The sequence below is a fragment of the Heliobacterium chlorum genome, assembly GCF_014502795.1.
GTDB lineage: Bacteria > Bacillota > Desulfitobacteriia > Heliobacteriales > Heliobacteriaceae > Heliobacterium > Heliobacterium chlorum.
In genome coordinates this window covers 1-320 of the sequence record NZ_JACVHF010000212.1, presented here as the reverse complement: position 1 = coordinate 320, position 320 = coordinate 1, and the positions used below count along the sequence as shown (strand labels likewise).

Here is a 320-nt window from a genome sequence, read left to right as displayed (position 1 = left end):
ACCCAGCTGATGGTCGTCAGGAAGTACATGTCGCGCGGGCGCAGATGGGTATTGGCCGGCTTGCCCGGGGCGCCCAGGGCGAAGCCGCAGGAGAAGGTGATCAGGCTGCCCCAGATGAAGGCCGGCAGGTCGTCGGTGCTCTCGTAGGCCAACAGTGTCAGCATCGGGATGATCATGCTGACGGCAAGGGTAATGAGGAAAATGCCGAGGATGAAACCGATGATGCGCAGGGTCGGCAGGGCCATGTAGAAGGTGCTCGGCACGGGTGAAAGAGGGGCCGACATTCTACTCGCGTCGCGGTGGCAGTAAACCGCTCGGCG

Annotated in this window: 1 protein-coding gene; it reads right to left on the bottom strand. The window is 62.8% G+C overall.

Annotation, left to right across the window (positions count from 1 at the left end):
• Nucleotides 1–245, bottom strand: a 245-nt coding sequence (locus tag H1S01_RS21080) for a hypothetical protein (RefSeq protein ID WP_207732464.1), incomplete at its 3' end; no start/stop codon positions are given.
• Between the last annotated feature and the right edge of the window lie 75 nt (nucleotides 246–320).